General features: G+C 60.5%; 22 protein-coding genes and 1 tRNA gene. 12 read left to right on the top strand and 11 right to left on the bottom strand.

Annotation, left to right across the window (positions count from 1 at the left end):
- Positions 1–32: 32 nt before the first annotated feature.
- The 5 genes from E1573_RS17335 to E1573_RS17315 all read right to left on the bottom strand — a co-directional run bounded on the left by E1573_RS17335 (position 33) and on the right by E1573_RS17315 (position 3716).
- Positions 33–108, bottom strand: a tRNA-Gly gene (locus E1573_RS17335).
- 62 nt (positions 109–170) lie between these two features.
- Positions 171–731 carry a CDP-diacylglycerol--glycerol-3-phosphate 3-phosphatidyltransferase gene (pgsA, locus tag E1573_RS17330; RefSeq protein ID WP_133215798.1) on the bottom strand — a complete coding sequence of 187 codons (561 nt, stop codon included), beginning with the start codon at positions 729–731 and terminating at the stop codon, positions 171–173.
- A 32-nt stretch (positions 732–763) separates the two neighbouring features.
- Complete coding sequence (gene uvrC / locus E1573_RS17325; RefSeq protein WP_133215857.1) at positions 764–2587, bottom strand: excinuclease ABC subunit UvrC; 1824 nt, start codon at positions 2585–2587, stop codon at positions 764–766.
- 4 nt (positions 2588–2591) lie between these two features.
- Positions 2592–3230, bottom strand: coding sequence for a UvrY/SirA/GacA family response regulator transcription factor (gene uvrY, locus E1573_RS17320; RefSeq protein ID WP_133215797.1), 639 nt, complete (start codon positions 3228–3230; stop codon positions 2592–2594).
- 78 nt (positions 3231–3308) lie between these two features.
- The gene (locus E1573_RS17315) at positions 3309–3716 is read right to left on the bottom strand and encodes a helix-turn-helix domain-containing protein (RefSeq protein WP_133215796.1); all 408 of its coding nucleotides are present in this window, start codon (positions 3714–3716) and stop codon (positions 3309–3311) included.
- A 660-nt stretch (positions 3717–4376) separates the two neighbouring features.
- Here E1573_RS17315 and E1573_RS17310 point away from each other — a divergent pair.
- From E1573_RS17310 to E1573_RS17260, 11 genes are all read left to right on the top strand, one after another.
- Positions 4377–5684, top strand: coding sequence for a nucleotide sugar dehydrogenase (locus E1573_RS17310; protein WP_133215795.1), 1308 nt, complete (start codon positions 4377–4379; stop codon positions 5682–5684).
- A gap of 153 nt (positions 5685–5837) precedes the next feature.
- Positions 5838–7361, top strand: a complete 1524-nt coding sequence (locus E1573_RS17305; protein WP_133215794.1) for a glycosyltransferase — start codon at positions 5838–5840, stop codon at positions 7359–7361.
- A gap of 15 nt (positions 7362–7376) precedes the next feature.
- On the top strand, positions 7377–8540 hold the full coding sequence (locus E1573_RS17300) for a PilZ domain-containing protein (protein WP_133215793.1): 1164 nt from the start codon (positions 7377–7379) through the stop codon (positions 8538–8540).
- 20 nt (positions 8541–8560) lie between these two features.
- Entirely contained in the window at positions 8561–10012 is a 1452-nt protein-coding gene (locus E1573_RS17295; protein ID WP_133215792.1) for a sel1 repeat family protein, read from the top strand.
- Entirely contained in the window at positions 10009–11466 is a 1458-nt protein-coding gene (locus tag E1573_RS17290; RefSeq protein ID WP_133215791.1) for an alginate export family protein, read from the top strand. The genes E1573_RS17295 and E1573_RS17290 overlap by 4 nt, the downstream gene beginning before the upstream one ends.
- 14 nt (positions 11467–11480) lie before the next feature.
- The gene (locus E1573_RS17285) at positions 11481–12908 is read left to right on the top strand and encodes an MBOAT family protein (RefSeq protein ID WP_133215790.1); all 1428 of its coding nucleotides are present in this window, start codon (positions 11481–11483) and stop codon (positions 12906–12908) included.
- Between the two features lie 9 nt (positions 12909–12917).
- Positions 12918–14012 carry an alginate O-acetyltransferase gene (locus E1573_RS17280; protein ID WP_133215789.1) on the top strand — a complete coding sequence of 365 codons (1095 nt, stop codon included), beginning with the start codon at positions 12918–12920 and terminating at the stop codon, positions 14010–14012.
- Positions 14013–14030: 18 nt separating this feature from the next.
- Positions 14031–14672 carry an alginate O-acetyltransferase AlgF gene (locus tag E1573_RS17275; RefSeq protein WP_133215788.1) on the top strand — a complete coding sequence of 214 codons (642 nt, stop codon included), beginning with the start codon at positions 14031–14033 and terminating at the stop codon, positions 14670–14672.
- Between the two features lie 8 nt (positions 14673–14680).
- Entirely contained in the window at positions 14681–16072 is a 1392-nt protein-coding gene (locus E1573_RS17270) for an alginate biosynthesis protein AlgX (RefSeq protein ID WP_133215787.1), read from the top strand.
- Positions 16063–17178, top strand: coding sequence for a polysaccharide lyase (locus E1573_RS17265; RefSeq protein ID WP_133215786.1), 1116 nt, complete (start codon positions 16063–16065; stop codon positions 17176–17178). The genes E1573_RS17270 and E1573_RS17265 overlap by 10 nt, the downstream gene beginning before the upstream one ends.
- A gap of 17 nt (positions 17179–17195) precedes the next feature.
- A complete protein-coding gene (locus E1573_RS17260) occupies positions 17196–18671 on the top strand; it encodes a right-handed parallel beta-helix repeat-containing protein (protein WP_256659556.1) in 1476 nt (491 codons plus the stop codon).
- A 143-nt stretch (positions 18672–18814) separates the two neighbouring features.
- Here E1573_RS17260 and E1573_RS17255 read toward each other — a convergent pair whose 3' ends face one another.
- Complete coding sequence (locus E1573_RS17255) at positions 18815–19267, bottom strand: N-acetyltransferase (RefSeq protein ID WP_133215784.1); 453 nt, start codon at positions 19265–19267, stop codon at positions 18815–18817.
- Positions 19268–19669: a DUF488 domain-containing protein gene (locus E1573_RS17250; RefSeq protein WP_133215783.1), complete on the bottom strand. Its 402-nt coding sequence runs from the start codon at positions 19667–19669 to the stop codon at positions 19268–19270.
- A gap of 109 nt (positions 19670–19778) precedes the next feature.
- Here E1573_RS17250 and E1573_RS17245 point away from each other — a divergent pair, with 109 nt between their 5' ends.
- Positions 19779–21395 (top strand): inorganic phosphate transporter, encoded by a 1617-nt coding sequence (locus E1573_RS17245; protein WP_133215782.1) that lies wholly within the window; start codon positions 19779–19781, stop codon positions 21393–21395.
- A gap of 46 nt (positions 21396–21441) precedes the next feature.
- Here the strand turns inward: E1573_RS17245 and E1573_RS17240 are convergent, their stop codons facing one another.
- The 4 genes from E1573_RS17240 to E1573_RS17225 all read right to left on the bottom strand — a co-directional run bounded on the left by E1573_RS17240 (position 21442) and on the right by E1573_RS17225 (position 25157).
- Complete coding sequence (locus E1573_RS17240; RefSeq protein WP_133215781.1) at positions 21442–22215, bottom strand: OmpA family protein; 774 nt, start codon at positions 22213–22215, stop codon at positions 21442–21444.
- A gap of 11 nt (positions 22216–22226) precedes the next feature.
- Positions 22227–22631 carry a DUF4398 domain-containing protein gene (locus E1573_RS17235; RefSeq protein ID WP_133215780.1) on the bottom strand — a complete coding sequence of 135 codons (405 nt, stop codon included), beginning with the start codon at positions 22629–22631 and terminating at the stop codon, positions 22227–22229.
- Positions 22632–22992: 361 nt separating this feature from the next.
- A complete protein-coding gene (locus tag E1573_RS17230; RefSeq protein ID WP_133215779.1) occupies positions 22993–23487 on the bottom strand; it encodes a DUF934 domain-containing protein in 495 nt (164 codons plus the stop codon).
- Positions 23475–25157, bottom strand: a complete 1683-nt coding sequence (locus E1573_RS17225) for a nitrite/sulfite reductase (protein ID WP_133215778.1) — start codon at positions 25155–25157, stop codon at positions 23475–23477. The genes E1573_RS17230 and E1573_RS17225 overlap by 13 nt, the downstream gene beginning before the upstream one ends.
- Between the last annotated feature and the right edge of the window lie 50 nt (positions 25158–25207).

The raw sequence follows: 25207 nt of genomic DNA, 5'->3' as shown, positions 1-25207 counted from the left end.
CAGAACTCAATGGAATTCTGCAAATCTCTATCTGGAGCGGGAAACGAGACTCGAACTCGCGACCCCGACCTTGGCAAGGTCGTGCTCTACCAACTGAGCTATTCCCGCATTTGGTGACGGCCATTCTATAGATTCATAAAACGCCGTCAAGCCTTTGATTCAAAAAAGTTTTATTTTTGTTCCGAGCCTTCGCGAAGGTGCGGCCAGGCGGCGCGCAGGTAGTGCACCATCGACCACAAGGTCAAGCCGGCGGAGACCATCAACAAGGCGTAACCGAGGATGACCCAGAAGGTCAGCACCGGCGGGTTGGCCAGCAAGATCACCAGGGCAAGCATCTGTGCCGCAGTTTTCCATTTGCCCAGGTTCGATACCGCTACATGCGCACGCGCGCCCAGTTCGGCCATCCATTCGCGCAAGGCCGACACCACGATCTCACGGCCGATGATCACTGCCGCTGGCAAGGTCAGCCAGAAATTCGCATGCACCTGCACCAGCAGCACCAGCGCTACGGCCACCATCAGCTTGTCGGCCACCGGGTCGAGGAAAGCACCAAACGGCGTGCTTTGCTGCAGGCGACGGGCCAGATAGCCGTCGAGCCAGTCGGTGGCTGCGGCGATGGCAAAGACGCTGCTCGCTGCAAAATAGCTCCAGTGATACGGAACATAAAACAGCACAATGAAGATGGGGATGAGCAGGACGCGAAGAACTGTAAGTAGATTTGGGATATTCATCGGCACAACTGGCTGCAAAGTGAGCGTGCATTCTACTCGCTATGCAGGTTGGCATAAATCGACTCGGCAAGCTTTTTACTGATTCCCGGTGCTTTGGCGATTTCTTCGATGCTTGCACGCGTCAGCTCTTGCAGGCCGCCGAAGTGTTTGAGCAGGTCACGGCGGCGTTTCGGCCCCACCCCTGCAACATCTTCCAGGCTGGAGGTGCGCCGCGCCTTGCCACGCCGTGCACGGTGGCCGGTGATTGCAAAGCGGTGCGCCTCATCGCGGATCTGCTGGATCAGGTGCAGTGCCGGCGAGTCACCCTTGAGGGTGAACTCATGGGCTACATCGTTGAGGTACAAGGTTTCAAAACCAGCCTTGCGCGTCACGCCCTTGGCCACACCCAGCAGGATCAGGTCGGGAACAGCCAGCTCCTGGAGGACGTCGCGTGCCATGTTCAACTGCCCCTTGCCGCCGTCTACCAGCAGCACATCCGGCAATTTGCCCTCGCCATCCTTGATTCGTCCGAAACGCCGCGTCAGCGCCTGGTGCATGGCGGCATAGTCGTCGCCCGGCGTTACGCCTTCGATATTGAAGCGTCGGTAGTCGGACTTCAGCGGCCCTTCCGGGCCAAACACCACGCAAGAGGCGACGGTCGCTTCACCACTGGAGTGGCTGATGTCGTAGCACTCAAGGCGTTGCGGTGTTTCATCAAGGTTCAGCACCTGGGCCAACGCCTCGAAACGCGCCGCCATGTGCTGACGGTTAGCCAGGCGCGCACTCAGCGCCTGCTCGGCATTGGTGACCGCCAATTGCTGCCAGCGCGCACGTGTACCGCGCACACGGTGGCTGATGGTCAGTTCACGGCCACGCAAGGATTCGATGGCCGCACTGATTGCCTCGAAGTCGTCGTGCACCACGTTGACGATCAACTCGCCCGGCAGATCGCGTTCGGCGTTGCCAATGTAGTACTGCGAGAGGAACGCGGCCATGACGTCAGCCACCTCTTCCTCGATGCCGACCTGCGGAAAGAAGTTCTTGCTGCCCAGCACCCGCCCGCCACGCACGCTGATCAGGTGCACACAGGCGCCTCCCGGGTTGGTGAAGGCGGCAACCACATCGACGTCACCACTGCCACCTTCCATGCTTTGCTGGTCTTGCACCCGACGCAACAAGGCGATCTGGTCGCGCAGTTCGGCGGCCTTCTCGAACGCCAGACTCATGGCGGCCTGTTCCATCTCGGCATTCAGCTCGTTGGTCAGTTGATGGCTACGACCTTCAAGGAACATCACCGAGTGACGCACATCAACGGCATATTCCTCGGGCTCGACCAGGCCAACACATGGCGCCTTGCAGCGTTTGATCTGGTACTGCAGGCACGGCCGGGTGCGGTTGCTGTAGTAGCTGTCTTCGCACTGGCGCACGAAAAAGGTTTTTTGCAGCAGGCTCAGGCTTTCACGAATCGCGCCTGCGCTGGGATAGGGGCCGAAGTATTTGCCCTTCTGCTTCTTGGCCCCGCGATGAATCCCCAGGCGCGGAAACGGGCCGTCGGAGAGAAACACATAGGGGTAAGACTTGTCGTCACGCAACAGGATGTTATAGGGCGGCCGCCACTCCTTGATCAGCGTCTGCTCAAGCAACAGCGCTTCGGTTTCGTTGGCGGTGATGGTGGTCTCGACCTGGACGATGCGTGCCACCAGGGCAGCCGTCTTCGGCGCCAGGCCAGTTTTGCGAAAGTAACTGGCCAGGCGCTTCTTGAGGTTCTTGGCCTTGCCGACATACAGCAGCCTGGCCTCACCGTCGAACATCCGGTAGACGCCCGGGCGACCGCTACAGGTCGCGAGGAACGCACTTGAATCGAACACAGGGGTCATGAGCTTAGAGGTTGGCGTCGACCATGCCATGGCGGACCGCCAGCAGCGTCAGTTCGACGTCACTGGTGACCGAGAGTTTTTCAAAGATCCGGTAACGGTAAGTATTGACCGTTTTCGGCGACAGGCACAGCTTGTCGGAAATGATCTGCACCTTCTGGCAACCGACAATCATCAGGGCGATCTGAATTTCCCGCTCCGACAGTGCATCGAACGGCGAGCCCTGCGGCTGGAACGATTTCAGCGCCAATTGCTGGGCGATCTGCGGACTGATATAGCGCTGCCCGGCGAACACCAGGCGAATCGCCTGGACCATTTCATCGAGGCCTGCACCTTTGGTCAGGTAGCCGGCGGCGCCCGCCTGCAACAGGCGCGTGGGAAAAGGGTCTTCTTCACACACCGTCACTGCGACCACTTTTACATCAGGATGGCTGCGCAGCAATTTTCGCGTTGCCTCAAGGCCACCGATCCCGGGCATTTTCACATCCATCAGGACCACATCAGGCTTGAGCTCGCGCGCCACTTTCAACGATGCCTCGCCAGAGTCAGCCTCGCCCACCACCTGCAAGCCATCGATATCGGCCAGCATACGGGTAATGCCCGTACGTACCAGATCGTGGTCATCGACCACCAAGACCCTAATCAAGCAGACACCTCACACTGCGGCGGCAATTGGATCCCGCCACCTTAGCAAAAAACCTAGCGCCAGAGCTAACGGAACACGTCATCGCAGCGACGTCATTTTACCTTTGGGCGTCATCCGCACAATGGCACCGGGATCGCGACCCGAGGCTGTCATGCGCCCTCTTGGCAGAGACTCGGCAAGACGGCCGAGCAATTGCTGTATGACCGCCTGATCCATGGCGGGCAAATCGCGGAAAACCCCCAGCAAGCGGTCTTCCTCCGGACTCAGACTTCCTTGTGGTACGGGGGTACGCGAACCACTCAAGACATACAAAGCATCGACCCCGCGCGCCGCCAACGCCGCCAGGTAGTCTGCCTTGGGCGTACGCTCGCCGCTTTCGTACTTGCCTTGAGCATTGGGTTCGACCCCACCGATGTCACCGAACACGCGCTGAGTCAGGCCCAAACGCTCCCTTTCTTCTCGTAGACGAGATCCGATTCCGTTCATTGCCATTCAATTTCCTTGTACATCATCCATGCTGGCCACCCGCGCAAACCTGCGGGCCAGGCCGCTCAGGCAGCACTATGCACAGGAACGCCAGCACTGCACAAGTCAACAGATGCACTTCCTGTCTGTGCTTGTCTGTACAGGGCCATCATCGCACATTGACATCGCTACTAGCCAAATGCCACGCAGGCAACTTTCCGCTCCAAATTCCCGAAACTTTAATCTCAGAAAACAGCATTTAACTGCCACCTGCGCCGACAACTTTACCCCGTCAATTAAAGTTTTAAACCGGGAAAAAACCGGCGGAAAAACAGCCAAAAGATCGTCAAAAACAACGGGAATACGTTTTTTTGACGCCTTTACTTTGACATGAAGAGTCAGACTATTTTTTGACACACAACTTATTGACAACTTTAACTTATTGATTTTTAAGTGTTTTTTAAACTTAACGATAAAATACTGAATAAATTCAAATTACATAGAACAGATTGCTTGCATAACTAAAAAACCACCCCTTAGGATAGAAATAAGACAACGAACAACACGGCCATCGCCTGTTCTAAGCGCGATGTGTTAATGCGTGCTTGCCAAGTCGACTTCACCGATTAACTGAGTAACCGAATCAGTACTGCAACAACACTGATCTCGGCAGAGGGAACTATGAATATCAGTATTTTTGGACTGGGTTATGTGGGTGCTGTGTGTGCGGGCTGTTTGTCCGCCCGCGGCCATCAGGTACTGGGGGTCGACATCTCGCAGGACAAGGTCGACATGATCAACCAGGGTAAGTCGCCGATTGTCGAGCCAGGGCTTGAGCAACTGCTGCTCAACGGCGTGAACCACGGCCGCCTGCGCGGCACCACCGATGTTCAGGCCGCCGTGCTGGCAACTGAACTGTCACTACTGTGCGTCGGCACGCCCAGCAAGAAAAACGGCGACCTGGACCTGGTTTACATGGAAGCGGTATGCCGCGAGATCGGTATGGCCCTGCGCGACAAAGCCAGCCGCCACACCATCGTAGTACGCAGCACTGTGCTGCCGGGCACGGCCAAGAATGTGGTTATCCCGCTGCTGGAGAAGGCCTCGGGCAAACGTGCCGGGATCGACTTCGGGGTTGCTGTAAACCCAGAGTTCCTGCGTGAAAGCACGGCGATCCAGGATTACGACTTCCCCGCCATGACCGTGATCGGTGAACTGGATCAACATTCCGGTGACCTGCTCGAATCGCTGTACAAGGGCCTGGATGCCCCGGTGATCCGCAAGTCGGTCGAAGTCGCCGAAATGATCAAGTACACCTGCAACGTCTGGCACGCCACCAAGGTCAGCTTTGCCAATGAGATCGGCAACATTGCCAAGGCTTCAGGCGTCGATGGCCGCGAAGTGATGGACGTGGTCTGCCAGGACTACAAGCTCAACCTGTCGCGTTACTACCTGCGCCCGGGCTTCGCCTTCGGCGGCTCCTGCCTGCCCAAGGACGTCCGTGCCCTCACCTACCGCGCCGGTCAACTGGACGTCGAGCACCCGCTGCTGGCGTCGATCATGGACAGCAACCGCAATCAGGTGCGCAATGCCTTCGACCTCATCGCCCGCCAGGACAAGCGCCGTATCGGCCTGCTCGGCCTGAGCTTCAAGTCCGGCACCGATGACCTACGTGAAAGCCCGCTGGTGGAGCTGGCAGAAATGCTCATCGGCAAGGGCTACGAGTTGAGCATCTACGACGCCAACGTTGAGTACGCCCGGGTGTTTGGCGCCAACCGTGACTACATCGAATCGAAGATTCCGCACGTGTCGTCGCTGCTGTGCAACGACCTCAGCCAAGTGATCAATGGCGCCGATGTGATCGTGCTGGGCAACAACGACGAACGCTTTGCCCAGGCGCTGGATGTTACCGAGGGTAAACAGGTGATCGACCTGGTTGGCTTCATGCCCCACGGCAGCAACCGCAACCAACAGGGTATCTGCTGGTAACACCCACGCTCCGTCGCGAGCACCCGGTCAGCAGCATCCACGCCTGCGCCTGAGTGAACTGAACACCTGCCTTTGCCTGCCGCCCCGCGGCCGGGCCCGGTAAGTGCGCGTTTCGCTCAGGCTGCAGCGCCTGTACAACGGAGCAACGGTTAGATGGAACGACAGCAACAACCGCCTTCCGGCGCACGCCGGGCAGCCGCGAGCTTCTGCGCCTGGGCCTGCCTGTTCGGCCTGATCGCCCTGGCCTCGGAGATGATCGCCCCGGCGTATCTGGACCCCAGCCACCACAGCTTCATCTTCATCATCGGTACCCTGGGGATGTGGCGCTATGGCAATGCCATCGTTCACTTTGTGCGCGGCATGTACTTTTTGCACTGGAAGTTCCCGCGCATGCGCAAGGCGGTTGAACGCATGGGCGACGCGGCGCTGCCCGCGCACATGTTCATGGTGGTCACCAGCTTTCGTATTCCCACCCATACCACCTTCAAGGTCTACCAATCGGTATTCCAGGAAGTGCAACGGCTGAACGTGCCGTGCACGGTGATTGCCTCGATCGTTGAAAAGGGCGACGAGCAGTTCATCAAGCAGATCATGCGCAACGAAGTCAGAGACCGCGACGACATCAAGCTGGTTATCGTCCGTGCCCGCGGCACTGGTAAGCGTGATGGCCTGGCCCATGCCTTCCGCGCCCTGTCACGGCAGATGCCGCTGGAAAACTCGGTGGTCGGCGTGGTCGATGGCGACACCATGATGCTGCCCGGCTGCGTCGAGCGCGCGGTCAAGTTGTTTGCCTACCTGCCCAAGGTCGGTGGCCTGACCACCAACGAGTTCTGCGAGGTCGAAGGCAGCAACCTGATGCGCCAATGGCACTCGATGCGTTTCGTGCAGCGGCACATCAACATGTGCTCGATGGCCCTGTCGCATCGTGTATTGACCCTGACCGGGCGTCTGTCGTTCTTCCGTGCCAGCGTCATGACCGATCCGGATTTCATCCGTGATGTGGAAGCCGACTTTCTTGAGCACTGGCGCCTGGGTCGTTTCCAGTTTCTCACCGGTGACGACAAGTCGTCGTGGCTGAGCCTGATGCGCGCCGGCTGGGACACTTTCTATGTACCCGACAGCAATACCCTGACCGTCGAGCATCCACCAGATAACAGCTTCTGGCGCGCCACCCGACAACTGATGTTCCGCTGGTACGGCAACTCGCTGCGCCAGAACTTTCGCGCCACGGCCCTGCTCGGCCGCGCTCGCCTGGGCCTGTTCACCCTGTATGTGCTGCTCGATCAGCGGGTGTCGATGTGGACCTGCCTGATGGGCCTGACCGCCTCGGTGGTCGCAGGCCTGGTGTTCGGCATTCAGTACCTGCTGGTGTACCTGTTCTGGGTGCTGCTGTCGCGCAGCATCGTCACCGTGCTGTTCCTGTTCGCAGGCCACCCGGTGAGCCCGGTGTACCCCTTCGTTCTTTATTACAACCAGATTGTTGGCTCGGTGATGAAAATCTATGCGCTGTTCCACATGGACCAACAGCGCTGGACCCGACAGAAAACCACGTTAAGCAACGGTAGCGTCGACTTCGATGCCGCCCTGAACCGCTGGTCCTCGAAGGCGATGCTGTTTTCATCGATAGCCATCTTCTTCGGGGTCATCTCGGTTCTTCTCGAACTCACGCAACGTTAAGGAAAGGCGCCTGCCATGAGTAGCTCAAGTACACCTACCGTTTCTGCAAAAACTGCCGCCAATGTGGTACATGAAGCGATCGACGAACGCCAGTACGTGCGCACCCGCATCAATGCCCGCGTCACCCTGAGCGCCGCCGGCCAGCCAAACATCGAAACCAGCTTGCAGGACATTTCCCTGGGCGGTATCGGCTTGCGTCACGACAAACCACTGACCACCGGCAGCCTGTACAACGCTTCGATCCGCCTGCGCCTGAATCAGGTTGACCTGAGCCTGGACAGCAAGGTGCGTATCGTCTCTCAACGGGGTGAGGAAGTCGGCGCCCAGTTCGTTGACCTCGACGCACAGAAGCGCGACATCCTGCGCTACATCATCAGTGCCTATCTGTCGGGTGAGATAGCCGACATCAATGGCCTGTTCAATGTGATGCAGCGGGAAAACTACATCAAGGAACGCAAGCAACAGCACGCCAGTGCGCGCAGCAGCGCAGACCGCCTCAAAGCAGTGACCGGCACCTTGCTGTATACCGCTGCCGGCCTCGCCGCCCTGGGCTTCGTTGCCTACAAGAGCTACCAGTTGTTCTTCCGCATTCCGGCGGTACAGGCTCAGGTCTCGGCCAACGCCCAGGTGATCAGCATGCCGGACAACGGCTACGTGAAATTTCTGCTGCAGCCTGGGCAGACTGAGGTGAAAGCCGGCCAGCCTCTGGCCAATATCTCCACGCAACTGGCCACCAGCTTCACCAGCCCTGCCGACATGAAGGCTTTGGCCGACCTGGCGCCGGGTGACCTGCAGACCTTGCTCGGACGCGCCACCATTGAAACGGTGATCAACAGCCCATGCGACTGCGAGGTGTATTTCCCTGGCAAACCGCTGGACGGCTACGGCTACAAACAAGCACCGCTGATGCACCTGCTGCCTCGCGACGAAGGCCTGTTCGTCACCGCTAACGTGCCCTTCGACAAGTTGGCCGATATCTCCCGCGTGACCTCGGTGGACTTGAAAGTCTTCGGCTTCGATGAGCACTTCAGCGGCAAGGTGGTGGACTCGCGTGTCGATGAAGCCAACAAGAACCTAGCCCTGACCATCGCCCCGGATACCCCGCTGCCGCGCCAGGCCTACCAGAAGCCCGTGGCAGTTGACCTGTTCCTCGGCTTGCCGTTCATGGCCTCACGCTGAGCGCAAAGGAAGGATTGGCGATGAACGCGAAGATGCCCTCCCGCCTGCTGCTGGCAGGCCTGAGCCTGGCCTGCGCCAGCGCAGTCTCGGCCGGGCAAAGCCTGGAGCAGATCCGCTATGCGCTGTACAAAGACCCCAGTGCCAATGTCAGTGGTGACTTGCGCCTGTTGTCCGAACGTGGCGACCTGGCCTCCAAGCTGTTGCTTGGTGATGTGCTGGCCAACACTGACGGTGCCAGCCGCCAAGAAGTGATTGCCTTATATAAAGAGGCGTTCGCCGATGGCCGCGGGCAGGTTCCGGCACTGGCGTCGTTGGCGCGCCTGCTCGACCGTACCCCAAGCCTGCAACCTGGTCAGCGCGACTGGGTCGCCCAGGCCCTGACGCGCTACCCGGCCACCCTCGACCCGCGGAACGCCAGCACCACGCTTGAAGTGTTTCTGGTCTACCCGCAGTTGGTGCCCAACGATCAGGCCGCGCAGTTGCTGGCGCTGTACCAGCAGTCGTGTTTGCTCAATTGCCGCCCCGAGTTGTACCGCGCAGTGCTGGCCGAACGTCAGGGCGACCGGCAGACGGCAGCGCACTGGTACCAGCAGGCGGCGCGCGTGGATGTGCGCGCCATCGATCGCTACTACCGCTTCCTCGGCGACGACCAAGACCGCGCCTTCCCAGCCTTTGCCCGCACGCTGGAGGCCGAGCGCCCGGCGTTGGCCGTCGACATCGTGCACCGTATCGGCGCGATGCTCGACAGCATCAACAGCGTACAGCGCGCCGAACTTGAAGCCGACCGTTACCAGCGTCAGAGCAGTGCCATGGGCATCGCCCAGGTGCCGCCCGACGCCGCGCAACTGGCAGCTGAAAAAGCCCGGACCGAGGCCCTCGACGCTGCCCGCGCCGAGGCCCAGCGCTGGCGTGAAAGTGCGGTAGAGCGTGGATTTGTACCGGCCATGGTGTCCAAGGCCAACTTCATGATTTCCAACCCCACCGAGCATAACGCCGAAGAAACCCAGGCCCTGATCGATCAGGTCCGCGCCCGCGAAGCGACCCGTGCCAAGGCGCTGCAGGCCTCGTTCTACATGGTCAACAACTGGCTGACCCTGGACCCGCAGAAAGCCCGCACGCTGATCGATGAGTTGATTGCCAGTCACTACCCCGACGCCGAGTTGCTGCTGGCCGAGTACTACAGCAAAGGGGTTGAGGACGAGCCGGACCAGGACAAAGCCCTGGAAATCTTCCAGGCCCAGGCCCGCGCTGGATCCACCACCGCCTGGTACCGCATGGCCACCCTGCACGCCTACGGTCGGGCCATCTGTAACGACCCGGTCAAAGCCTACACCTATGCCCAGGTGGCCCTGGCACTCGGCGAGAACGGTGCACGCAACTTGATCAAGCGCCTGGAAAGGACGCTTAAAAAGGATGACATCGAGCGCGCCCTGGCAGCCCGCGCCGATCTGTTGAAGGAGGCAACCCTGTGAAAGTGCATCCCCCCCTGTTCGGCGCCCTGCTGGCCCTGACACCGCTGTATTCGGCCATAGCCGCAGAAGAAATCACCGGCCCCGAAGCCGACAGCAACGAACCGGTACGGGTGGCGCCCAGTGATGGCAGTGCACCCGTAATCACCTCGGAGTTTTTCAACAAGCTCACCGTGCAGACCGGCTATGGCCCGGAAAACTCCGAAGTCGGCCGCAGCCGCGAGATGTTCTACAGCCTGCGGTACGAACCCTCGTTTGCCTGGTACTCGCCGGAAAAACGCTGGGCCAAATGGATGGTCTATGGCCGCCTGTGGCTGAACTACGACTCCAGCGAGTCGATCAGCGCCCAGAACGAAAACAGCAACAGCTTCGACCGCGAACAGCCCGAAGGCTGGTATGCCGAACTGCGTGAGTTGTATGTGAAACGCAACCTGCTCGGCGATGACCCGCGTTTCTCGCTGTCGGCGGGCCGCCAACGTTACTTTGATGACTACGGCATCTGGTGGGACGACAGCCTGGAGTCGCTGCGTTTCAACTACAACGACACTTTTTCTCGTGGCTTTTTTGCCGTGGGGCAGAAGTTCTACAACTACAACAGCGACGTCAACAGCCTGGCCGACAGCGAAGAGCGCACTACCTACCTGATGGGTGAATATGCCTACCGCTGGAGTGAGCGCAACTGGGCCGGCGTGCGCCTGATGCACGAGAACGATCACAGCGGCCACGACCCGCAAGACCGCTACGACTTCAAAGGCATGCGCTACGGTTTGTTCTTCAAGGCCGACGACCTGCAAGTGAGCCCGCTGTTCAGCGACTACCACCTGGAGCTGGCCGGCCTCGACGGCAAGGTCGACAACACCGACGGCAATGGCGTGACCAGCACCGGCAACCATGCCAGCGGCTGGGCGGCCCTGGGCGAGATCGGCAAGCGCTTTCACGACCTGCCCTGGACCCCACGCCTTGCCCTACGCGGCGGCCTGACCGACAAGCCGAGCAACGACAACGATGGTTTTCGTCTGAACGCCATCCAGTCCGACCGCATTACCCGTCAGGGTAGTTACAGCACGCGTCTGACCAGCAACTTCGTCAGCCTTGACCTGCGCAACCTCAGCTATTACGGCATCAGCCTGGAAACCAACCCGACCCCGCGCAGCGCCTTGGATTTGCGTGTGACCGACCTGAAGCTGCGCGACGCCGACGGCACCTTGCCGGTGCGTATCGACGGTGACCAGCGCAGCGAACGCAACCGCGCCATCGCCCAAGGTAACGGCAGCGGCAGCAAGCAGGTCGGGCAAATGTACGACCTCAATTACTACTGGAAGATGTTTCCGGTGGCCATCGACGGCAAGCACCTGGACGTCAACGCCCTGGTCAGCGCCAGCTACCTCAATGCTGGCAACGCCCTGGACAGTGGCGATGACTACCAGCTGAGTGTCGGCGTCGTGATCAGCTACTAAGGACGGACCCTTCGATGATCTTCGCCTCCAACGTCTTTTTATTCCTCTATCTGCCGCTGTTCTTCGCCGTGTACTTTCTCGCCCGGCCACAGTGGCGCTCGACCGTGATCGTAGCCGCCAGCTACATCTTCTATGCCTGGTGGCGCCCCGACTTTTTGCTGCTGTTCGTGGCGATCACCTACTGGAACTACTGGTTCGGCCTGCGCATCAAGGCGCGCCTGGACGCTGGTGACAAACGCTGGGCGCTGCGCCTGCTGTGGATCGGTATCGCCGGCAACCTGTCGACCCTGGGCTACTTCAAATACGCCAACTTCGGCGCCGAAGTACTCGCCGCCCTGCTCGCCCCGCTGGGCATCAATACCTGGACCCTGGAGACCATCTTCCTGCCGCTGGGCATCTCCTTCTATGTATTCCATGCCCTGAGCTACATCGTCGACATCTACCGCAAAGATGCTACGCCGACCAACAACTTCATCGACTTTGCTGCATTCGTCGCACTGTTCCCGCACCTGGTGGCCGGGCCGATCCTGCGCTACAGCCAACTGGCGCCACAACTGCGCCAGCGCACCCACTCCCTGGAGCTGTTTTCCCTGGGGGTCTGCCGTTTCATGCTCGGCTTCATCATGAAGGTGCTGATCGCCGACCAACTGGCGCCGATCAACGTGTTGTTCATCAGCGAAGGCACCCTGCAGCTCAGTGATGCCTGGTTCGGCCTGGTGGTTTCCACCCTGCAGCTGTACTTCGACTTTGCCGGCTACAGCCATATGGCCCTGGGCCTGGCACTGATGATGGGCTTCCGCTTTCCGGAGAACTTCAACCAGCCTTACGTCTCGCAGAGCATCACCGAATTCTGGGCGCGCTGGCACATGACCCTGGCGCATTTTCTGCGTGACTACGTGTACATGCCGCTGGTGCGCAAACGGGTGGCCGGGGCACTGCCGGCGCTGGTCTACACCATGTTGCTGTCAGGGCTGTGGCACGGCGCAAGCTTTGCGTTCATCTGCTGGGGCCTGTTCTTTGGTTTAGGGATGGTTATCGAGCGCAAGTACAACCTGGCGACCAAGATCACCACGCCATACCACCTGGGGCGCAACCTGCGCACCTTCGTGCTGATCATTCTGAGCATGCCGCTGTTCTTCACCAACGACCTGCGCCACAGCCTGGACATCTACCAGGCACTGTTCGGCCTCAACGGCTTCGGCTCGCTGGACCTATATGTGCTCGGCGCCTCGAAGATGGCCATGTCGTTTGCCGTCGTGGCCCTGTGCTGGTTGATCCTGGCCGGCAGCAACAACGTGCGCTACTACGCCGGCAACAAAGAGCACTACTTCATGCGCCACGTCGGCGGCCTCAAGGCTGTGCTGCTGTGGGCCGGTTTCGCCCTGGCGCTGAGCAGCCTGGCGGCGAACTCCTTCTCACCCTTTCTGTACTTCCAGTTCTAGGAGACGGCCATGTACCCGGTCATGAATTCGGCGAGCAAGGTCAATGGCATTCTTTTCGGCGTGGTGCTGGCAGGGATGTTCGTGTACTCCCTACCCCCGGTGTTCAGTTTCGCGAAAAGCCAGAACGACGCCTGGAACCTGTTCGTCGATGGCAAGTTGCTGCGCAAGTTCGAGCAGGTCTATGACAAGCGCTTTTTCCTGCGTGAGCCAGCGGTAGAAGGCTGGGCCAACGTCCAGTACCGCCTGTTCCATGAGGGCACCAAAGGTGTCGTATTGGGCAAGGACGGCTGGCTGTACACCAATCAGGAATACCGCGTACCGAACAACCTGCAAGCCAACCTCGACAGCCAGCTGGCACAGATTGCCAAGGTCGAACAACAGCTCAAGGCCCAGAACAAACGCCTGATCGTATTGCCGCTGCCGATGAAAGTGGATGTCTATAGCGCCCACACACAACGGTCGGTCGACCCACGGGCGATCAGCTTGTACGACCGTTTCGTCACCGCCCTGCAAGCACAAAACACCGAGGTAACGCCCGTGCGTTCGGCGTTTCTCGGCAACCTCAGTGGCCCTGAGCTGTTCCTTAAGTCCGACACCCATTGGAGCCCGCAAGGTGCGCGCCTGACCGCCTATGAACTGGCCCGCCAGCGCCCCGACTTGTTGGGGGATGAGCGCTATGTATCGCACAAAGTGGCGGAGAAAACCGTCAAAGGCGACCTGATGAACTACATCCAGTTCAACCACGCGCAACTGGCGCCGCAGTTCGGCCCCAGCCAGATCGCCCTGTACGAAACCCTCAAGGCTGACCAGAGCAGCGATGCGCTGTTTGCCGATGAGCAACAGAGCTTGCTGTTGGTGGGCACCAGTTACAGCAAACTCGACGACTGGAACTTCACCGGCTTTCTCAAAGAAGCACTGAACCGCGACCTGATCAGTGTGGCGGTTGAAGCCCGCGGCCCGTTCGAGGCGATGAATCAGTTCCTGGCCAGCGACGACCTGAACAACCCGCAGATCGACACGGTGATCTGGGAGTTCCCGCTGCGCACCCTGCTCGCCCACCGCATGGGCTCGTTGAGCCGCCCCGGCCAGACCCAACATTTCTGACCTTTCAAGGAGATCCTCATGAACCGTTCGCTCACCTCCCTCGCCGCCGCTACCCTGTTACTGGTCAGCGTCCACGGCAATGCTGCCGAAGGCAATGCCGACCTGTACGATGCCGTGGCCCCGGCGGACTCGGCTTTCGTACGCGTACTCAACCTGTCCGACAGCAACATTGACGTGACCCTGAGTGGCAAGGTCAACCCGCAGCGAGTCGCCGCCGGGCAACTCAGCGGCTACCGTTTTACCCCGGCCGGCAGCCACAAGATTGCCGTGGGCGCCAACGCCATCGAGCCACAGCTCAAGGCCAACGCTGCCAGCACCGTGGTGTACGACGGCAAAACCTTGACCCTGATCGCCGACAAGTACGTCAACGAGCCGAAAAAGGCCCAAATCGCCTTCTACAACCTGACCCCAGCCAACGTGGCCCTGAAAACCGTCGATGGCAAAAGCGTGGTAGTCGATACCCTGAGCAACGGTCAGACCGGCAGCCGCATGGTCAACGAGATCAAGATCGGCTTTGCCGCTTACGACGCACAACAGAAAGTCGCCCAGTTCGATGAACTGTTCCTCAAGAAAGGCCGTTCCTACAGCTACGTGCTGCTGCCGCAAGGCGCCGGCTATCGCAGCATGAGCCTGGCCAACAGCATCGACCCGAGCGAGTGAGTCGCACCATGAAAAGCCTGATCGCCCTGGGCCTGGCCGCCTGCGCGCTGTTCAGCGTGCAAGGCGCGGCCGCCGACAATAACCCTGGCACCTGCAAAGGCCTCGAATGCCTGATGTGCACCGGCTTGAGTGACCCCAGCCACTACACCGAAGGGCGCATGAAGCTGATGCGCGAAATCGTACCGGGCAAGGACCGCTGGCTGTTTCGCTCAGCCGTCGACCTGACCAACGACTTCGGCATTCCGGCCCCCATGCGCCCGGAGTTCGCCCGCCTGATGGACACCTTCCATCGTCAGGGCATCCAGGTGGCCATGGCCATCCAGCCGACCCGTGGCCTGATGCACCGTGACAAGCTGTACGCCGACAAACTGCATGGCTTCGACTACAACCGCGCGAGCAACAACCTGAGCAACTACCTGCAACAGCTGCGCAACGGTGGCGCCATCGTCGCGCCGATGATGCAACTGGTGCAGACGCCGCCCACCGGCGAGTTTTTCTTCCGCCGTGATCACCACTGGACGCCGAGCGGCGCTGAAGCCACGGCCCGCCTGATGGCCGAGGAAATTCGCCGCCAGCCGTTCTACGCCGAGCTGGACAAAAAACAGTACCGCACCGAGCCCGGAGTAATGGTGCCCAAGGATGGCACCCTGAACCTGGCGCTGAGCTATATCTGTGGCAACAACTACGGGTTCCAGTACGTGCGCGGCTACCAGACCATCCCCACGGATCAAGGGGCCGACGCCCTGTTCGACGACGCCCCGGACCCGCAAGTGATCCTGGTCGGCGACAGTAACGCCGCAGCGCGGGAGGACGAGAGCAAGCAGTTCAACTTTGACGGTTACCTCAAGCAGTACCTGGACGTCGACATCCTCAACTACGCCCTGCCCGGTGTAGGCCAGGATGGCTCGCTGCTCGAGTACCTACTGTCGGAGAACTACAAGCCCAAAGCGCCACCCAAGTTGATCATCTGGGAACTGCCGGCCAACTACCAATTGGAGTCTGAGCTGATGTATCGCCAGTTGATTCCGGCAATCAAAGGCGGCTGTCCGGTATCCACCGAGGTCATGGCCAACCGCTTGCAGCGGCCTGCGCTGAAGGTCAACGAGCGCATTGAGCTACTCAGCAACGCGGGCGAGGCGCGTAAAACGGTGAACGGTGGTTTTCTCGACATTCGCATCAGCGACAAGAACGTCAAGGACTTCTACGTAATCGTGTACTACGACAACGGTGCCCGCGACAAAGTCTGGTTCCGCCGCGAGGCGGTCGTCACCGGCGGCCAGTACTACCTGGAACTGAGCCGCGCCAAGGAATTTGCCGGCGCTAACCTGCTCTCGGTGTTCATGGAACCGACCAAGCCCGGTAGCGCTGCCACCCAGGTGGAAACCCGACTATGCCTGTGAAAACCTGGAGTGCAATGGCCCTGTGCCTTTACGCCAGCCTGCACATGAGCCAAAGCCTGGCGGCCAGTTCGATCTGGCCGCCACGGGCTACTGCGCAGTCAGCGATGATTGCCGACTACCGTACCCTGGACTGCAGCAAAGAGCCGCCTGCGCCTTACACCGGCAGCTTGCAGATGCAGAGCAAATACGATCAGCGCGACGCCAGCAAATCGACCCTGCGCAGCAGCCCCGATGCCAACAGCGAAGCGATCGGCAAGCAGGTCAAGCAGTTCATCGGCGGGCTGATCTATGCCAGCAAGCGATTCCAGCGAGCGAAAACCCCGCAGGAAGCAAACATGGCCCTGGCCTGTCAGGACCAGTGGCTTGAACACTGGGCGCAAGCCGGGGCCTTGCTCAACCCGGACGCCAGCAGCACCGGCATGGCGGCACGTAAATGGGCGGTGGCGGCGATGGCCTCGACCTTGCTGATGACCCAGGCCGCCAGCGACGGCAAGCTGCAACTGTCAGCGCTGCAACGCGACTGGTTCGCCCAACTGGGCGAACGCATCATCGCCGAGTATCAGCCGCGTCGGGCGCAAGGCTTTGCCTGGTTCAACAACCATGACTACTGGGCAGCCTGGGCGGTGGCGGCCACCGGCATGCTGATCCAGCGCGACGATTTCATCCAATGGGCCGATGGCAATCTGCGCCTTGGCCTGCAACAAGCCGTCAGGGCGAAAGATGGCAGTTACGCCTATCTGCCACTGGAAGTCGCCCGCGGCAAGCTGGCGGCAACCTATAGCCAGTACGCGTTGGTACCGCTGGTGTTGCTGGCCGAATCGGCACGCGCCAATGGCCTGCCCTGGAGCGCCGACGATCAGCACACACTGGAGCTGCTCGGCGCTTTCGCTGCGCGCAGCATTCTCGACCCCGACCAGTTGCCCGAACTCAAAGGGCAATCGCAGATCAGCGTGGCGCCGTACAAGCTGGCCTGGCTGATCCCTTTTCTGCAACGCGCACCGCAGCACCATCTGGCCCGTGAGCTGTATGACAGCGAAGACGGCGACGTCGACAACTACAGCCAGATCGGCGGCCCGCTCAAGCCGTTGTACCCCAAACTGCCGTAACCCAAGGACGAATCGCTATGGCCAAGCGCCCTCTTTCCCTTTGCAGCCTCGCTCTGCTGCTGTGTGTTGGCACCACCCAGGCCGCCAGCCAAAGCCTGCCCATACAGCAATCGCTCAGCGTTATCAGCCAACCCGAGCATCAGGCGCAGCTCCACCAGTTGCAACAGAGCGCTCAAGCGCTGCAATTACACGTCAAGGAACGTCCACGCCCCGCTGGCCGTGCCAGCGTCAGCCTGCAACCGATGTTCTCCTCGCAGAGCGGCAGCTGGCCGTTTGAGCCTTTCGTCAACAATGGCTTGTTCCGTGCCATCGCAGGGTACCAGGCGCACCACCCGCAAGCGGTGATCCTTCGGGGTGGCAGCATCACCCTGGCGCAACTGCAGCAGAGCCTGAATGACCCGCGCATCCTCAAGCCCTACAAGGATGGCTACTTGCTCAGCTACCCGCTGATGATCGGCAGCGACGCGGGGCTGATTGTCGAAGGCACCAGCCTGTATCTGTATAGCTATTCCGGCACGGCACTGATCAACCAGGGCTGGCTGGGCCTGAACCAGTCACGTCTTGAAAGCGTTGCCGGCGACAAACCCGGCAATACTGAGCGTGCCTGGCGGCCCTTCGTGGTGGCCTGGGCCGGTAGCCATACTCAGGTGATCGGCTCGACCCTCGAGCGGCTGGGTTACAACGCCAACCTGTCGCGAGGCCTGAGCACCGCGTTGAGCAGCCAGCAAGCCGCAGGTACAGCCCAAGCCACGCTGATTGTGCGCAACAGCCACTTCAATAACCTGTCCAGCGCGGTGGAACTGCAGCACACCTTGGCGCAGATCAATGACAGTCGCTTCGAGCAGTCGCAGCAGTACGCTGTTGATGTGCGTGACAGTCAGGTCAACCTGCTCGACAACCAAGTGCGGGGCATCGACAACAACAGCGGCATCCGCTTGCGCGGGCACACTGAAGCACGGGTCGAACGCAACCTGATCCTCGGTGCACACAAAGCCGCCATCGAAGTCAGCGATCAGCGCGGCACCCTGTTGCTACGCGCCAACCTGATCGGCGACAGCCGTGGCAACGGTGTACAACTGCGCAACCTGGCACCTTCTGCCCAGGCTCCCCTGCTGATTGAAGACAACCTGATTGGCAACAGCCAGGGCAGTGCCGTGGATGGCAGTGAGGTAAGCGGCGTGGCGCTGATCAACAACCGCATCGGCAATACCCCGGAATATGCCATCAGCCTGCGCAACGCCGCGCCACTGGCGGGCCCGATGATCCTCAGTGGCAACACCCTGGGCAAAGCTGGCAAGGCAGTGGTGCGCGTTGAAGGCATGCAACAGGTGGTGCTGGGCGGCAACCGTTTTGAAGGCAAACCCTTGCTGCAGAACCTGATGATCGGTGACCTGCTGAGCGTTCAAGGCCAGTTACTGGAGGCGACCCAGCGCCAGGGCACGGTGGTGCGTATCAACACGGTGGGAGCGGGCTTGCCCCGCGATGCAATTTGACAGATAAACCGCAATCGCGGGGCAAGCCCGCTCCTACAGCTGTCCCGGGCGCATAACCCGTGGTACGTACCAGCACGGTGGGAGCGGGCTTGCCCCGCGATGCAATTTGACAGATAAACCGTAATCGCGGGGCAAGCCCGCTCCTACAGGTGTCCCGGGCGTATAACCCGTTGCATACGCACAAAACACTCGTCCTCACCGACAGCGGCGAAACCCCGGCGCCGGTACAAGCCCTGCGCCGGGTTGCTTTTGAACACCGTCAAACGCAACAACGGCAAACGCCGCTCGGCGGCCCAGACGGCCATTTGTTCGAGCACCTGAGTGCCGATCCCCCGCCCCCGTGCCGCCTCGATCAAGTGCAACTCACGGATGTACAAAGCCTGGCGGTCTTGGCTGAGGCTACAAAAGCCCAGCGGCGTATCCCCCTCGACGATCAACCACTGCTCGCGCCAGCCCCAAGCCTGGTCGAAGGCCTCTTCGATCCACAGCAGGTCGAACTCATGGTAATAACGGAGCATGGCCCGACGGGTCAGGTTGCGGGCGAAAGTGCAGTGCTGGTCGGTGGCGGGGATCAGTTGCAAGGTGACGGGTTCCATTCAGGTGGGAACGACCTCGTTGGCATAACACACTGGTGAGCTCGGCGGGCCTTGCCTGTCCAGTTCGTCTTCCAGCCACTGGGCCAGTACCACGGCATTATTGTGCAGCCTGTCCTTGCCTGCATACAGCAGGGTCAAGTCGCCCTTCCCGGCCATACCCAACAGCGGCCACCAATGCTCAGGGTGCGCCGCCAATTGTTCACGGTAGCGCTGGGTAAAGCCGGCGAAACCCACTTCACCCTTATGAAACGCCTGACGCAATGCCGTAGTGGGCGCGGCTTCTTGCATCCAAAGTGCCTGTAACTGCGCTTTGCGCAGGTTACGCGGCCACAGGCGATCAACCAACACACGCTGGCCATCTGCCGCCTCGGGAGGATCGTAAACGCGTTTGCAGCCGATCATCGGCACCTCTGCATTTTTTGTTTCAGCCTAGTCCTTTCATTGATCGGGATCAGCTTCAGGGCAGGAGATTTTTCTATGCTTGCCGCCAGGTAACCAACCCGGAGCCATCATGCGTACCCCGACGTTAGCCAGCGGCTCGTCGCTGGCCTCTTCCGACCCAAGGCCGCAGCTGCATCACAAGCCCGCTCGCAGCACGTTGATCCTGTTCTTCGGTCTGTTACTGGCAGGCCTGCTCTTCACCGCCTGGAGCCTGGCGCACGACATCGATGCCAGCGGCACGGTCGTCACCACCTGGACTCCCTTCCTGTTACTCGGCGTCGCACTGGTCATCGCGCTGGGCTTTGAGTTCGTCAACGGTTTCCACGACACCGCCAACGCCGTGGCGACGGTGATCTACACTCACTCCCTGCCCGCCTCGGTGGCGGTGGTGTGGTCAGGCTTTTTCAATTTTCTCGGCGTGTTGCTGTCCAGCGGCGCCGTGGCCTTTGGCATTATCGCGCTATTACCGGTTGAACTGATTCTCAAGGTCGGCTCTTCGGCCGGCTTTGCCATGGTCTTCGCCCTGCTGTTGTCGGCGATCATCTGGAACCTGGGCACCTGGTGGCTTGGCCTGCCCGCCTCGTCTTCACACACCCTGATTGGTTCGATCATCGGCGTCGGCGTGGCCAACGCCCTGATGCACGGCCGCGATGGCACCAGCGGTGTGGACTGGGCACAAGCCAGCAAGGTGGGCTATTCGCTGCTGTTGTCACCGCTGGTCGGCTTTGCCTGTGCGGCCCTGCTGCTGATTGCCCTGCGCCATCTGGTCAAGCGCCGCGACCTGTATCAGGCGCCGGTCGGTAACACCCCGCCACCTTGGTGGATTCGCGGTGTACTGATTCTGACCTGCACTGGGGTGTCGTTTGCCCACGGTTCCAACGATGGCCAGAAAGGCATGGGCCTGATCATGCTGATTCTGGTTGGCACTCTGCCAATGGCTTACGCCTTGAACCGCACCATGCCTGCGGAACAGACCCTGCAGTTCGCAGCCGTGGCAGAGGTTACCCAACACGCCTTGCAGCGCGGTGAACTGCCGACCCTGCAGGCCGACCCGCGCAAGACGTTGACGGAATTCATTCGCCAACCGGCCGCCAGCCCTGAGCTGGTTCCCGCCCTCGCCGCTCTGACCGGCTCGATTGGTAGCGAAGTCAAAGCCTATGGTTCACTGAACCGAGTGCCCGCCGAAGCCATGGCCAACGTGCGCAATGACATGTACCTGACCAGCGAAACCATTCGCCTGATCGACAAGCACAAACTGGTCACCTTCGATGTCGATACCGAGGCCAACCTCAAGCTGTTCAAGCACCAACTCGATGATGCCACCCGCTACATACCGCTGTGGGTGAAGATCTCCGTGGCCATCGCCTTGGGCCTGGGCACCATGGTGGGTTGGCGGCGTATTGTAGTGACGGTTGGTGAAAAGATTGGCAAAACCCATTTGACCTACGCTCAGGGCGCCTCGGCAGAACTGGTGGCCATGTGCACCATCGGTGCTGCGGACATGTATGGCTTGCCGGTGTCGACCACCCATGTGCTGTCGTCAGGGGTGGCCGGGACCATGGTGGCCAACGGGTCAGGCTTGCAGATGCGTACCATCTTCAACCTGCTGATGGCCTGGGTGCTGACCTTGCCTGCGGCGATTGTGCTGGCCGGCAGCTTGTACTGGGTGTTAAGCCACGTCTTCTGAAGGCTGACGTTAAAAGGCCCAGCGCAAGGCTGGGCCCGCTCTGCCTTCAGCGACGATCGCTGACTGCATCACTACCGTGAGAAATGATTACTTCCACACGACGATTGAGCTGCCGCGACTGAGCATCGGCGTTGGAAGCCACCGGGTACTCTTTGCCATAGCCCGCTACCTTGACCCGCTCAGGCGCAATGCCATTACGGCGCAAAGCGTTAGCGACAGACGCCGCACGGCGTTCTGACAACTGCTGATTGAACAGCTCGCCGCCCGTTGAGTCAGTGAAGCCTTCGACACGCACCTTACGTTCAGGATGGGCGAGCAAGTATTCCGTCAACTGGTCCAGATTGCGCAGGCTGCTGGCCTTGAGCTCGGCGCGGCCGGTATCGAACAGCACATCACCGAAAGTCACCACCGCTCCGCGTTCTGTCTGGGTGGCCTTGAGCTGCTGCAGTGCCTTGAGTTGCGCGGTACGCACATCCAGGCGCGCCTGAGTGCGCTGTGCCTCAATGCCTTGCAGACCCGCTTCGGCCACACGCAGGTCGATGGTTTGTTCGGCAAGGGCGATCTTCTGTTTGGCCAGATAGGCCAATTGCTCGACCTGAGGGGCCTTGCGGTCCTTGAGCGAAGCCTGGTCGGCCTGGCTCAGGGCGGCGAAGGCAGCTTTGGTTTCCAGGCTTGCCAGGCGGCTGGATTCAGGCTTGCTTTGCAGTGCGCTGAATTGCTCGCGGGCTTCGAGCAAACCGGCATGTTCAGGGGTGGTGCCACAGCCGCTGAGCAGCAGGCCGGACATGGAAGTGGCAACGAGAAGTTTTTTGATGGGCATGCGGGCAATCCTTAGTGGCTGAGCGGAGCAATGGCGTCGGGGGCTTGCAGCATTTCCTGCCGGAGCACCTCGATGCCCTGGCGGGCTTCATTGAGCTGTTGCTGAGCCCTCAGCGCCCGCGCCTTGCGCTCAGCCAGGTTGGCGTCGGATTCAGCCTGTTCGGCCAGCAGCCGGGCCTGGGCAAAGTCTTGCTCGCCCAAGGCTCGCTCTACCGCGTAGAGCTTGTCTTGAGCGTCTTTCATTTCCACCGGGGCAAATTGCGTGGCGTCGGCAGTGACCGCGCGACTGACCGCATTGCGGGTCAGCTCCACCTGTTCGGTGGGCGCGGCGACGCTGGCGCAACCGCCGAGTGACGCAAGCAGCGCCACCATCAGAGCGCCGGCGGCCAGGTGTTTTGAAGTGCGTTTTACAGCCATAGAAAGACTCCATCTGCGTTTAAGCAGTCTTCCCACCATTCAGGCGCGCAGACGCCAGCATTGCCCTGCAGTGCAGGGCAATGGAGGTGTCAGAAAGTCTGCGAACCGGGGATGATGATCGGCGCTGTCAGCGCACGATACGCAACGAAGGGTGGGATGTACTGAACATCGGCGACAGCCGTTTGGTTAAGACGGCGCAAGAGTATTCCCACAACCTGGGCTTACCAATCGGAAGCGTTCGCTCTGCTCGGTAGGATTTTTCAACGAAGTGGGAGCGGGCTTGCCCCGCGATTGCGGTGTGTCAGCCTGATCGCAATCGCGGGGCAAGCCCGCTCCTACCTGAGGACGCCGGCACTCCTTGTCAACGGCGACGGAACAACGGCCGTGGCTCGATCACCGAGCGCCCGTACAACACGCTCATCCCGGCCAGGCCTTTGAGCGCATCCTCGGCGCTCTTGTCTTCGCGGATGGCAAAGCTGTCGAAACCGCACTGGCGCATATGGCTCAATTGATCACGCAATACATCACCAATGGCACGCAACTCGCCGCTCCAGCCCAGGCGCGTGCGCAGCAGATAGGCCTGGCTGTAACCGCGACCGTCACGGAAGCTGGGAAAGTCCACGGCAATCAGCGACAACTGCGCCAACCAAGGCCGCAGCGGTTCGACTTCATCATCCGGCCCCAGCCACAATGCGTCACGACGCTCGGGGTACAACGCCTGGCGCGCCAGCCAGGCCTGGAGTGGCAATATCAATGCGCCCTCAGGGATCTGCGAAGCGCTGTCGCGGACCAGTTGCCAGTCGTCGTCGGCCAGCAGCTGCGGCTCACCGTTGCGCAAGGCAATCACATTACGCATATCAACTCCTCGGAACGCTTGGCGTACACCCGCTCTTTGAACGGATCAAGCCCGACCCGGCGGACCGTATCGATAAACGGCTCGTCCAGCTCACGGTAAGCGCAATAAGTGGCAATGATCTGCTCGATGACCCGCGGAATCTCCTCGGCGCTGAACGAAGGGCCGATCACCTTGCCCAGGGCGCTGTCCTTGCCTTGAGCGCCACCCAACGTGATCTGGTACCACTCGCTGCCGTTCTTATCGACGCCGAGGATGCCGATGTTGCCGATGTGGTGATGACCGCAAGCATTGATACAACCGGAAATGTTCAGGCTCAGCTCACCCAGATCGTGCAGGTAATCCAGGTCTTCGAAGCAGCGCTGAATCGACTGCGCAATGGGGATCGACTTGGCATTGGCCAAGGCGCAGAAATCGCCGCCGGGGCAAGCAATGATGTCGGTCAGCATGCCGATGTTGGCGGTACCCAGGTCGCGTTCGCAGGCTAGCCGCCACAGGGCGTGCAGGTCTTGCTTGCGCACGTCAGGGAGTATCAGGTTCTGCTCGTGAGCGATACGGATCTCACCGAAACCGAACTGTTCCGACCAGTCGGCGACCGCCTCCATCTGCGCCGCCGTCAGGTCGCCAGGCGGCGAGGTCACACCGGGTTTGGTCGACAGCACCACGCTGGCATAGCCAGGGACTTTATGGGCTTTGACACAGCACGACACCCAGCGGGCGAACCCATGGTCCTGGGCCAGGTGGGTTTCGAACTCCAGATCGCTATTGTCCACACTGGCGTAGGCCGGCGGTTCGAAGGCGGCAGCCACACGCTGAAACTCCTCTTCGGTGAGCTGCGCCGGGCCGTCTTTGATGTGTTGCCACTCCTGCTCCACTTCCTGGGAGAAGGCCTCGATGCCCAGTGCTTTAACCAGGATCTTGATCCGTGCCTTGTACTTGTTGTCGCGTCGGCCATGGCGGTTGTACACCCGCAAGATCGCTTCGACGTAAGACAACAGGTGCTGCCAGGGCAGGCCCTCGCGAATCTGTTGGCTGAGAATCGGCGTGCGCCCCAGGCCGCCACCCACCATGACCCGCAGGCACATCCGACCCTGCCCGTCGCGGTACAGGTACAGGCCGATGTCATGCATCATGATCGCCGCCCGGTCTTCCTGAGCCGAGCAGATAGCGATCTTGAACTTGCGTGGCAAGAACAGGAATTCCGGGTTGATGGTCGACCACTGACGGAGAATTTCGGCGAGCGGACGAGGGTCGAGCAGTTCATCGGCGGCGACGCCGGCAAAGGCTTCAGTGGTGATGTTGCGTACGCAGTTGCCGGACGTCTGGATGGCATGCATTTCGACTTCAGCGAGGCGCTGGAGGATGTCCGGCACCTGGGCCAACTCTATCCAGTTGAACTGGATGTTCTGACGGGTGGTGAAATGGCCGTAGCCGCGGTCATAGTCGCGGGCAATGTGCGCCAGGGTGCGCATCTGGCGGGCACCCAAGGTGCCATAAGGAATCGCCACGCGCAGCATGTAGGCGTGCTTTTGCATGTACAGGCCGTTTTGCAGACGCAGTGGCAGGAACTCTTCTTCACTCAGTTCGCCAGCCATGAAACGCTGCACTTGGTCGCGGAACTGCGCCACGCGCTCAAACACCAGCGCACGGTCATACTCGTCATATTGATACATGGTTCAGACCTCATCACGGAGGCCGTTATATTGGCGTTTGGGTGTACTGC

The sequence above is a fragment of the Pseudomonas sp. H9 genome, assembly GCF_004353925.1.
In the GTDB taxonomy this organism is placed as follows: Bacteria; Pseudomonadota; Gammaproteobacteria; order Pseudomonadales; family Pseudomonadaceae; genus Aquipseudomonas.
Note: the sequence above shows the minus strand (reverse complement) of the source record. Positions and strands in the feature narration are given on the sequence as shown.